Genomic DNA, 11122 nt, shown 5'->3' with positions numbered 1-11122 from the left:
CTGGAAGCGCTCGACCTGGGCCAGGGTGTTCCACCACAGGTATTTGGACTTGTGGGTCGCGTCGATGATGGTGTGTGGCAGGCCATCGTCGCCGTTGAGGTATTCGGTGGTGTGACCGAGGGCGTCGACTTCGGCGATGAGGTTGCCCTTGGCGTCGTAGCGGGCCCGCCAGACACTGCCGTCCAGGAAGGTCGTTTCTGTGACCAGCGTAGTACCGAGGTGGTACTTGTATTTGATCTGGCGGCCCAATGGGTCGGTTTCTTCAACCAAACGCGAAAAGTTGTCGTACTTGAACCCCAACCGGTTTCCATCCGGCAGCTTGAGACCGGTCATGTTGCCCGCTTCGTCGAGGTCGATGGTGTACTGCTCACCGCCGAAGTCGCGACTGGCAATCACGCGGCGATCTTCGTTGTATTGGACCTGGAGCTCGCGCCCCAGTGCGTCAGTGGCCCACGAGGTGCGGTGCTTGAAGTCGTAGCGGTAGTGAAAGTGTTCGCCATCGCTGGTCCAGTGCTCCACCACACGCAGTTGGCCTTCAATGGTTTCCCAGCGGTAATGACAGCTCAGGCCCAGGGCGTTGCTGTGGCTGGCCATCACACCATCGGCGTAGCTGAAACGGCGCATCGAATCGCTGTTGCGATTGATCACTTCGATGAGTTGGCCGTTGTCGTCATAGCGGTACTGCACCAGGGTTTCAACCGCCTGGTTGTCGACGACGCGCTTGACGTCGGTCAGGCGCCCCAGCGGGTTGTCATAGTGCAGGTGCACCCGAACACCACCCGTGGCGCTGATGTCGGTCAGCCGGCCTTCTGCCGTGCGGGTGAAATGCAGGTAATGCCCGAGGGCATTTTCCAGGCGTTGCAGCGGGACATCGCTGTTGTCGTCCGGCACCTCGCCGAAGTAGAAGAACAGGTTGTCCAGGGTTTGCAGCAGGTAGTGGCCGCCTTCGGTGCGGACCAGGTGGAGCTGCTCATAGGGGTTATAGATGCGATCACCTGGCTCCACATCCACAAAGGGCACGCTACGCCCCTGATTATCCGTGAGGTAGACGAAGCTGCCGCTTCTGCGCAGGCTTTGCTCCCAAGGCAAGACCCAACCTCTGCCGAGCACGCTGTCGACGGTCAGATCGCTGGCATAGAAGCGAGACCATTCAATCGGCATGAGCCCCGGGAGCGCAAAGTCGGTTTCTCCGGACTCGGGCAATAGCTTGCGCCCGCTGGTAAGGTCGACGGGGTTGCCGCTCAAACCGCCGATTGCGCGCTCAACGGCCGGACCGATGACAAAGCGCCCGGCCAGATAGCTGGCCGCCACGGTCGCTCCAAACTTCAATGCGCAAGGCCCGGCAGCCTTCAGACCTTGCGCCATGCCCAATCTGAAGATCGGACCTACTGCGCGGCCCATCGAGGCAACAATCATCAGCACGTCGACGGTGACCCGCAGCCAGCCGGGTACTTCTTCGTCGACATCCAGATAGCGCTCTGTCCCGCCGCCGATGAACACATTGTTCGAGCCGCTGGAGATCTTCGCGCCACAGGTCAGTTTGTCACCCTTGCGCGAAGCCGCCACATTGTTGATGAAAACGTTGGAAGAGCCTTCGGCAACCATGACCGGCGCAGGGTGTTTATCGCACGTGCCCATGCTCAACTTTGCGTGGGCGGCATTGCGGCTGTTGATGAACACATCTGTCGAGCAGCCTTCAAGCTTGATCCCCCCGGCGGGCGAACTCATTGCCGACCCTATGCTTTCGCCAATCATGGGGACGAAACTGGCAGCCAGTCCTACGGCAATTCCCAGCAGAATTCCGCCGAGCCCCGCCGTGCAGATCGTGAATGCGGCAGCCGTCGCAATCGCGAGCCCGATCACTGCGCCGGCGAGAAACCCGCCGAGCGCACTGGTGTGTTCAATTTCATCGCCCCAACGCGCAGCTTCGAACATGGGTTACTCCTGTTCGGCGCTGTCGGTGGACACCGTATCGGCCTGGCGCGGTTTGAAACTTGCCAGCAGCTGCAGCCAATTCTGGTTTTGTGTGACGCTGAAATCAGCCTGGCTGGTCGTGGAAAACACAAGAATGCGACCGGGTTCGATTTCGAACGCGGCCTGCCGTTGGTAAACCGGTCGACCATCGTTCATGTAGTAAGCATCCACCTGGATGCCGGAGAACGGTTGCACCCCCGACAGCGCTGCCGCCTTCTTGCTGAGCAAGGTATAGCCGCGCAGTTTGGCGGCAATGAGTTTTACCTGGCGCTCGATGTAAGCCTTCAGATCCTCTGCCGGCAGCATGTTGTCGCGCGACAGTGTGATGTTCAGCGGCGCAGGAATGCTGTTGCCGAGCACAAACATGTTCACCGTGCGGTCCTGAAAACCTTCCGGCAAAGTGATGGATCCTTCCTGAAGCTGATAGTCCATTGGGCGTGCGTTCCGTGAATAGGTGAAAGAGGAAAAGGCTTAGTCAGCGCTGATGTTTTCGAGCATCGTCTCGAACTCGATCAGCCAATCGGCAAGTTCTGCATGAGCGGGATTGATCATCGTCGACATGCTCAACCATTGGCGCTCGCTACCATTGGCGGGATGGATGACTGCGCTGGTCGTTCTGCCGTGGCGACGCTCCTGTCCCGCCGTGAATATATAATCCAGGGTAATCGCCGGACTGCCTGCCAGCAGGCAATCGCTCTGCCGCACGATGGTGACGTCGGGGTGGTTTTTGCGCAGGTTCTCCACATACAACTGTACCGAACGTTGCAGCGTCAGCCCTTCAGGTGCAGGACGACGCTTGACACTGAACGTGACGGGATGACCATGCTTTTCAAGCGTTGTATCGATGTCGCGGAAGTTGAAGCCTTGCGGCATTACCAGATTCAGCCCCGCGACTTTCAATTCATTGCGCGCCAATTGAAGCGGTACCACCGCTACCGGCTCAGGCTCGATGACAGCGGGCGAAGCCTCGGCAGCCTCCTGCAACTGCTGCCGCGCAAGTGTTTCGGCCGCGATCCGTTTCTCGGAAATACGGTCGTAGATACTGGTCCTGACCATGGTCTGATTTCTCATTTGTTGATATCGACACGGTCACCGTGGACATAGGTGTTCTTGCCAAGAATATCGATGGCATCGCCTTTTATTTCGATACCTTCGGGGGTCAGTTTGATACTGCTACCGCCCACCTGAAGAATAATGTGTTGCTTGGCGTTGACCTGGATGAACTGGTTATCGACCTGAATCGTCAGCGAGCCTTCCTGGACATTCATCACCGTGTCTTTCTTGATCGTTTCAGTGTGCGTGCCACCGACCGTGATCGTGCGGTTGCTGCCGACACTGTGGGTCTCGTCGACCTCAATCTCGGTGTCCATGTTGCGCTCGGCATGCATGATGATCTGCTCGGCACCGGCCTTGTCTTCGAAGCGGAAGAAGTTCGCCGTACCGCCGTCACCTTTCATTGACCGGGTCAAAAAACCACTCTGGGTCTTGTTCGCCGGCAGCGACCAAGGCGGTGTGTTCTGGCTGTTGTAGAGACTGCCCATGACCAGCGGGCGGTCTGGATCACCATCAAGGAAAGCCACAACCACCTCGTCACCAACGCGAGGGATCAAGACACTGCCGAAACCGCCACTGGCGCCGGACTGTGCGACACGGACCCAGCAGGAACTCTTGTCGTTGAACTCGCCGTAGCGGTCCCAGTGAAACTGTACTTTCACCCGGCCCAGTTCATCGGTATAGATTTCCTCGCCAGGTGGGCCGACAACAATGGCGGTTTGCGGGCCAGAAATCGTTGGCGTCAGCGTGTCGAGCTGCGGTCGGAACTTGATTTTCTTGCGTACGCAATCAAACTTGTTGGCATAACCCGCCTGCCCGCCGGACAGGTAATTATTACTGCCCCAGTGCTCGATGCACGTCAGCAAGAATTGTCGATCCTCGACTGAGCCATTATCGTGTTCGTAATGCTGCGTGAGTTCGAACGTATAGCCCGGGCGCATCGCACGGCAGTTGCTCCTTCCCGAAAATCCCTTGCCCCTGAGCTCCAACGCTTCGATACGATTGCGCACCAACACTTCGCCATCGTCATAGTTTGCATGGGTGTACTGGCCCATGAAATCGTAAATCTCGTAGGCCGGTACATCGCCCTGCTGATTGAGACTGTTCATGCTGACCGGCAAGCGGTTTCGAGGCTGACGGTAATCGAACGTCTGGACCGCTATCTTGCTCGACTGCAACTCCCTTACCGCATTCCAGTGAGTGATCGAATCCGCCGACTCTGTGATGGACGCCGTGTGAAATCGCACTTGTGGCTGCTCTGGCAGCGCAGGCAACTGGGTTGAATCATCCATGATGATCAGCGTGTGACTGTCGGCAGCATGTTCGTAGTAATAGAACAGCCCTTCGTGCTCCAGCAGGCGCATGACGAAATGCCGATCACTTTCCCGATACTGAGTGATATAGCTATGGGGTTTGAGCGTACGGTTGATACGAAATTCGAACTTGGCCAGCCCTTCATAACGACTGAACACTTGGGTGATCACTTGTTCGACGGTTTGGTCCTGGAATATCTGCGAGTCGAACCGCTGTTCAAGCAAACTGAGCCAGGAGCCAATCAGCGCGAAATACCGACACATCCCACCGTCGCTGCCATTACTGCCAAAACGCAGTACATGCCCGTTGATGTAACGACTTGCGCCCGTCGCCAGTTCGATCTCTATCGTCGCCGACTGCCCCATGGCGGATTTGAGTTTTACGCTGGCATCATCGGACAGAAGGTCCAAATGGAAACCAAACTCCATCGACAGGCCTTCGTGTCCGGTGAAAGACTCAAGCAAGAGCTCCTGACCACTTTTGAGCGGCATGGTCAGTTTGAACAGGCGCCGGTTCTGTGCGGTAAACAGGGATGAAAGGTCCATTGTCATGTGCAACTCCTGGAATCAATATTCGGGCAACCACCGCATTAACGTTCTGATCGTCAGGAACCTGTCGACTGGCGCAGGGAACCCAACCACTTGAATAACCGACCCAGCCACCAGCGGCTGCGGGCTTCGCGAATTTTGTCGATTTGCATGAAGGTGAAGGGGGTTGGCATTTTGCGCTCACGGATATGAAGGGTGCGGAGACCGCGGATGCCATGACGTACGTAGAAAAGAAGAATTACAGAAAGCACCGTGCAGGCTACCACCACAAACATGCCGCCCGTTTCTGCACCCACCGACTTTAGAAACATACTGCCTGTGAGCGTCGATACACCGGAAATTAATCCAAGGTTATAATTCCTGGAATTCACAATTCTTTTAGGTCGAGGCGCGACTCTATTGCCTACGCATTCGAAAGGAAAGAACGATGCCTTACTATAAAAAATCACCAAAAACATCATAAGCACTATAGTGATCGGTGCTATCCCAATAGCTACAGATCTAGGATCTCCCTTGCCAAAATAATCTGAGACAATCAAGTACGCCAGACTACCAGCAATATAAGGAAAAATACATATCGCAACTGACAACACCGTCGCCAATAACAAAATATATCTCTCACAGCAATAAATTAGATATAGGCTAAAACCAAAACCAACCACAACAATAAAAAAATACCACCACCAAAAATACTTCAAGTTTGAGGGTCCAAAAGCACCAAAAAAGGCCACTCCAATAAACATTAGAAAAATTTGTTTTTTTATATTCTTAGCATCAATCATGACCATTTCACTCGACTCCGCGCCACATCACGTCGAAGAACGCAGGGAAGTTAACCACTTAAACAACCTACTCAACCACCAGCGCCTGCGAGCTTCACGTATTTCGTCAATTTCCATGAAGGTATAGGGTGCAGGCATATTTCGTTCTTGGATGTGAAGCGTGCGCAGACCTCGAATACTGTGACGTGACAAAATCGAAATAGCTATTGAACATCCAGTGCAGATTACGACTGCTAGTACATTGCTTGTCTGCGCATCAACTGACTTGAAAAATATTCCGCTTGTGAGCACAGCCGCACCCACTACCAATCCAACACTATGACTTTTATTGCTCTGCCCCTTACCCCGCGCGGCAACTCTATTCCCTTTGCACTCGAAAGGAAAAAAAACCGTCTCCCCATAGAGTATTGTGGCAACCGTTAAAAACACTGTTAGCGCTGGTGACAAGCCCACCAGTGCAGCAAGCAAACTGTTCCCACCTAAGACTCTCGAAGCAGATAGATATGCCACCGTACAGGCTAGGTAAGTAAAGATACCGACCACCAGCAAAAACAGTGACGACAGATACAACACAAATCGTTCACAGCTATAAATTACGTACAAAACAAAACCTAGCAGTGCAACTATAAAAAATAGATATACCCACCAGAAATAGCTCAAATTTGAGGGACCAAAGGCACCAAATAGAGCAGCAGAAAAAAAGACAATCCACCCACCCTTCTTTAAATTTTGCGAATCAATCATGAGACTGACGCGAAGAAAGCAACCATTTAAATAATCTCCCCAACCACCAACGACTGCGGGCTTCGCGTATTTCATCGATTCTCATGAAGGTGTACGGAGTAGGCATTGTATGCTCCCGGAGTCGCAGCGCGCGAAGACCTTGGATTGTATGCCGACAGTAAAGTATTAAAGCTATACAACCAGATGTACCGACTAAAACCCCAAGCGCACCACCATTTAATGAACCTATTAATTTCAACACTCCCCCCCCTGTTAGAGTAAGAAGCCCTGCCAGAAAACCTGCACTATACTTCTCTCGGCTCTCGACCTTAAAAGCCACTTTATTGCCTTCAAGTCTAAAGCTTGATAAATGACTTCTACCATAAGCAGCAATCGCTACCGCCAAAGAAATCAAAATCAAGGGCGACAGTCCAATAGCGATCGATTTAAAACTCCCCTCTCCAAAAAAATCCGAGACAACCAAATACAAAACACTAGAAAACAAAAAACCCATTATGCCGACACCAGTGAAAAATATCATCACAACAAAAAACACATATCGCTCACAAGCCCCAACCAAAAAAAGAGTTATGAGCAAGAAAAAAACCACTACAACACAATATATAGACCAATAATATGGCACTCCTGGCGGACCAAACATACCAAAAAACACAACCATAAGAAAAACAACCCACGGACCAGTTTTCACCGTATCTACAGCAGGATCAAAAAGCATGATCAATCAACTTATTTATTGAACCACCAATCTTTTTATCAGCGCCGGACTTACCCATATAATATTGAACTGCCAGACCAGCACCCCAACCAACCAACAACACTATTACCAATGGAGCTGCAACCAGCGAAGACCCCATAAAAAAACTCACTAATACACCACTGGCGAACGCCGCTACGTTAGTAGGCTGGCTATATGCAGACTCCCTATAAAACTCTTCCATTGAAGTCGAACTTGTATAATCCAGATAAGCCTGCGGCCCAATGGCTAGCGCCACACCCACCGTATTACCCGTCATGAATTTTAGTCCGCCTGCCGCTCCTCCGGCATGCAACATTGCACGCTTACTCAGTGCAGTTTTTGTTCCATAAGCCGGAAGATTAGCAACTTGCCCTCCAACCCGACCGAGCACCTTGTAACTTTGTGCCTGAGCAGTAATCGGCACCTCGAAGTGCAACTGCCCTGCAACCCGAATCAGTTTTATCCTGCCTTTGAAGGCTTTCTTAGCCGAGATCGAGTTCGCTGTGCCCCGACTATTGGCCCACTTGATCAGTTTTTTCTTGTCGGCCGCGGAGAGATCCAGCAAGTCTACAACCGACTTCGACTTGGAAAATGCAGCTACGCTGGTGCCTGCACTGACCAACGTGCCAGGCAAGTTGGCTGGAGAAAACAACAAAGAGCCTATCTCCGGGATGGCCGCTGCGGTTTTCTGTAATTCTTGCAGCGCTTCGACGGAAACGTCCTTCGCCGAAGACAAATTCCTGATTAACGAGCGCAGTAACTGCAAGGACTCTTGCGCCTCACTCGGCGACATTTCCAATTCGGGCGAAGCCAGTTCATGGGCAAGAAACATCGCCGCGTTGTAATCGTTGGTCGCGTAGTAACCGGCAAAATTTGGCGGTGCAGGAATAGCCCGCGAGGCGAGTTCGCTGGGAAACGGAAGCCTACCGCCGCCAATCAATCCAGCTTGTGATCGTGTGCCACGGGGGTTCGCCACTGTGCAGGGTAAAAACCTTTCGTCCATGTTCCTTTCTCCTAATACCGCCTTCCCGAAAAGATCTTCGGCAAAACCTGCTCCGTGCAATAACTGACCAATCTTTCTTGGGCCATACTCCGCCCGAAGAGCATTGCCCCATCAACCATCACGAAAAAACCGCTGTTTCAATTGTCTTCCTGAATCACAAACGGCGGAAAATGACCCGTGGGTGCGACAACCACCCTGCGGAAAAAGTGCCGAAGGACTTCAACAAAAATAGAACTGCATCACATTTTTCAATCGTCATCTGAGCACGTGCGAAAGGAAACACCTATGCAACACCAAGTGTCAAGCAGGTATTTTTTCTCAGGAAATCATATGTCGAAATGCTAGCACATCACTCATCGCCTCCGAATTGCTTGTTAGCCTTCAATATTGAACCGGCTTCACATAGATATGGATTAAATACTTGATCCACTACGTCGTCGAAATCACTGAATTGGCTGAATTTCAGAATTACCTGACAGACATATCCCACAAGTAGTGGCAATCAGACATCATTGTGGCCAGTAATCCAATACGGAAAAATCCGTTCCCATGGATATCGAAAAACTGAAAGAAAAAACTCTGAGGCTACGGTCGACCATCGATGCATTGATGGCAGAGGACCCTGCTGTAGCTCAACTGGATCTAGAGCTGGCGCCCCTGATGGACCGGGCTGAACGAGGCCGAATCCGCACACCTTTGGAGTGGCGGGATATCCCTGGATGCTACTTGTTCACTGAAGACGGCTTGCAGCAATACGCAGAACTTGAGCTAGCTTTTGCGGAATTTAAAATCGAACTGATCGGAGGAGAATCCCCTACGCTACGTCGACTAAAAACCCAGATGGAAGAAAAATAGAACAGTAATCCGAAACCTACATAATCACCAAAATGCAGGCCAAAATCGGCGATGTGCCGATCAGCAATGGCGCCTTCAAGTTCGCAAATACCAAGCGCTCGGACGCCAGCAACATCGCCGCCCTGTTCGCCAGCTTGAGCATGCGCAACGAGAATGGCAGCAGGCACGCCATCAATACGACCAGTCCCCGCCAGCAACCAGTATCATCGATTTGCCAATGCAGTGGCCGGCGCTGGCGATTGCGGTTGTCTGCGCAGTGATTGCCTCGCTGAAGTAAGCCTACCGACCACTCGGCAAGGGCGGTCGCGTTTCGACTTGCTCAAGGCTTACACGAAACGTGGTGTAAGTGTCGCCGTCTTCAAGGTAAAGGTTGCTCTGGTAGTTCGAGACTGCGCCTTTGAGTTTGATGTGCAGGCCGTTGGAGACACGCTGGATTACCACGTCTTTCAAGTCAGTTTCCGAGACCAGGAAGGGCGGGGTCTTGCCGAGGCGCACCTTCATCGTCTCATTATTCCTACCGCCGTCATTGTTGACGTAGAACCTCAGGCTTTTGGGTTCATCTGCATCCCTGGCATCTTGAACGATGTAGATCGACTGTCCCGGAATGAAGTCTTGCTTCAGGACTATCTCAGCAGGAAACTCTGGTTTGTGCAGGTACGCATAGATGGAAACGCCTAGAAGGCAGAGCAAAAAGATAATCGCGAGATACTTTTTGACTCTGACGACAAGAGATTGCGGTTCGGCCTTATTCATGGAATTCAACTGTAATCGAAGGTGAATAGCACCAAACCTTCCATCGGCTCGTAGAACATGACGATCATGTCTGCTCCGACCGTCCGGAAATGCCAGCCCACGAAGGCGCGAAAGCCTTCACGCAATTGTATGGCCCGACCTGAAAGTTACTGAGTGCAGTCGTACTTGGCGCGTTATACAGAAATATCGACGGTATGTAACGCGATATTGCCCGAACACTTGTTCAGCCATGGAGAGGCCGCCTTGTATATCCCGACATCCTGAGATGCCATCACTTCGTTGACGGCTATATGACACTCGTCCTGCAATTTTTTCGTCAACGGCCACTCAAGTGGGTATTAGGTGAACCGCTTCACCTTTTTTAAAATATTTTCGATTAAAAATTGGATCCACAACCCCTCTGAAACCATTGAATTGACTGACTTTCGGAACTGTCTGACAGACACATCCAGCAAATAGTGGCAAGAAGGCATCATTGCGGTGTGTAACAAAAACGAGAAAAAATCCGCCGCCGAATGAACTTTTCGATACGACGTGTTGCCATACACGGCGTTACTGGCAACTCAATATCCATATGCCAGCATCACACTCCCGGTTGGTTCCGGCAGTGTGTTTTTTTGATGACCGACATCAGCAATTACCTCTCGTGGACGAATGTCCATGGGAAATCAAACCACTCGACATGCACCGGTTTTTTTAAGCCAGGGAGGCGTGGAGTGTTCAAGGACGATGTACCGATGACTCAAGCGTTTTTTGATGTTGAAGCATTGATCAAGCTGCGAAGCCAGACCCGGGCCATTTCCGATGCGCTGAAGGCGCAGGCCGCGGATTATCTGGCGACCCTGGCTTTGCTGATTCGTCCGCAGACGTTTTTCGGTGAGTACCTGCAGGGTGCGCAACGCAGCAGCGGGCGCGAGACCCAGCACCATTTCAAGGAGCTCAAGGAGCTCTACGACCGCATCGGCTCGGCCGCTCCGTTCCAGCTGGTCAATGAGCTCGAAGTCCCCCTCAACCTGCTCAGTACTACCCCGCAATTGTTTGCGCTGGAGTACGACAAGGTACTGAGCGCAAACGGTCAAAGCATTCGCATCACCAGCCCCGTACGCTGGGTGGTCGGCTTCAGTTCGTTCGACCTGGCCCGCTTCCGCGCCATCATCAAAGACCCCAATCGCAGCAGCGCCGAGTTGTACCGCTTCGTGGTGCATTACCTGGTGCTGTTCTACTGCCTGAGCAAGTCGCCCGGCATCAGCCGCCTGCTCGAAGGCTTGCGCTTTCCCGTCACGTTCGAACGCTTGAAGGAATTCGGCGACCTGCCCTTCTGCGTGATCAGCTCGCCGGTTCGCTCGCAGTTGCCCGACGA

At 52.5% G+C, this 11122-nt stretch carries 12 protein-coding genes; 2 read left to right on the top strand and 10 right to left on the bottom strand.

Annotation, left to right across the window (positions count from 1 at the left end; genetic code table 11):
• The 8 genes from D8U69_RS26985 to D8U69_RS26950 all read right to left on the bottom strand — a co-directional run.
• Nucleotides 1-1935, bottom strand: a 1935-nt coding sequence (locus D8U69_RS26985) for a DUF6531 domain-containing protein (RefSeq protein ID WP_177434600.1), incomplete at its 3' end; no start/stop codon positions are given.
• 3 nt (nucleotides 1936-1938) lie between these two features.
• The gene (locus D8U69_RS26980) at nucleotides 1939-2406 is read right to left on the bottom strand and encodes a DUF1795 domain-containing protein (protein ID WP_130908508.1); all 468 of its coding nucleotides are present in this window, start codon (nucleotides 2404-2406) and stop codon (nucleotides 1939-1941) included.
• 39 nt (nucleotides 2407-2445) lie between these two features.
• Nucleotides 2446-3030: a hypothetical protein gene (locus tag D8U69_RS26975; protein WP_130908507.1), complete on the bottom strand. Its 585-nt coding sequence runs from the start codon at nucleotides 3028-3030 to the stop codon at nucleotides 2446-2448.
• A gap of 11 nt (nucleotides 3031-3041) precedes the next feature.
• Nucleotides 3042-4892, bottom strand: a complete 1851-nt coding sequence (tssI, locus tag D8U69_RS26970; protein ID WP_177434599.1) for a type VI secretion system Vgr family protein — start codon at nucleotides 4890-4892, stop codon at nucleotides 3042-3044.
• Between the two features lie 53 nt (nucleotides 4893-4945).
• The gene (locus tag D8U69_RS26965) at nucleotides 4946-5677 is read right to left on the bottom strand and encodes a hypothetical protein (protein ID WP_130908506.1); all 732 of its coding nucleotides are present in this window, start codon (nucleotides 5675-5677) and stop codon (nucleotides 4946-4948) included.
• Nucleotides 5678-5698: 21 nt separating this feature from the next.
• Nucleotides 5699-6490 (bottom strand): hypothetical protein, encoded by a 792-nt coding sequence (locus D8U69_RS26960; protein WP_130908505.1) that lies wholly within the window; start codon nucleotides 6488-6490, stop codon nucleotides 5699-5701.
• Entirely contained in the window at nucleotides 6408-7130 is a 723-nt protein-coding gene (locus D8U69_RS26955) for a hypothetical protein (protein WP_130904589.1), read from the bottom strand. The genes D8U69_RS26960 and D8U69_RS26955 overlap by 83 nt, the downstream gene beginning before the upstream one ends.
• Entirely contained in the window at nucleotides 7120-8154 is a 1035-nt protein-coding gene (locus tag D8U69_RS26950) for a hypothetical protein (protein ID WP_130908504.1), read from the bottom strand. The genes D8U69_RS26955 and D8U69_RS26950 overlap by 11 nt, the downstream gene beginning before the upstream one ends.
• Nucleotides 8155-8703: 549 nt before the next feature.
• Between D8U69_RS26950 and D8U69_RS26945 the strand changes: the two genes are divergently transcribed.
• Nucleotides 8704-9009 (top strand): hypothetical protein, encoded by a 306-nt coding sequence (locus tag D8U69_RS26945; RefSeq protein ID WP_130908503.1) that lies wholly within the window; start codon nucleotides 8704-8706, stop codon nucleotides 9007-9009.
• Between the two features lie 16 nt (nucleotides 9010-9025).
• Here D8U69_RS26945 and D8U69_RS29565 read toward each other — a convergent pair whose 3' ends face one another.
• Nucleotides 9026-9181, bottom strand: a complete 156-nt coding sequence (locus D8U69_RS29565; protein WP_177434470.1) for a hypothetical protein — start codon at nucleotides 9179-9181, stop codon at nucleotides 9026-9028.
• 107 nt (nucleotides 9182-9288) lie between these two features.
• On the bottom strand, nucleotides 9289-9762 hold the full coding sequence (locus D8U69_RS26940) for a hypothetical protein (protein WP_130908502.1): 474 nt from the start codon (nucleotides 9760-9762) through the stop codon (nucleotides 9289-9291).
• Between the two features lie 737 nt (nucleotides 9763-10499).
• Here D8U69_RS26940 and D8U69_RS26935 point away from each other — a divergent pair.
• The coding region (locus D8U69_RS26935; protein ID WP_130908509.1) for a hypothetical protein at nucleotides 10500-11122 on the top strand (623 nt) is incomplete at its 3' end.

Source organism: Pseudomonas sp. Sample_16, assembly GCF_004307665.1.
In the GTDB taxonomy this organism is placed as follows: domain Bacteria; phylum Pseudomonadota; class Gammaproteobacteria; order Pseudomonadales; family Pseudomonadaceae; genus Aquipseudomonas.
This window is presented reverse-complemented; position numbering and strand designations above follow the sequence as displayed.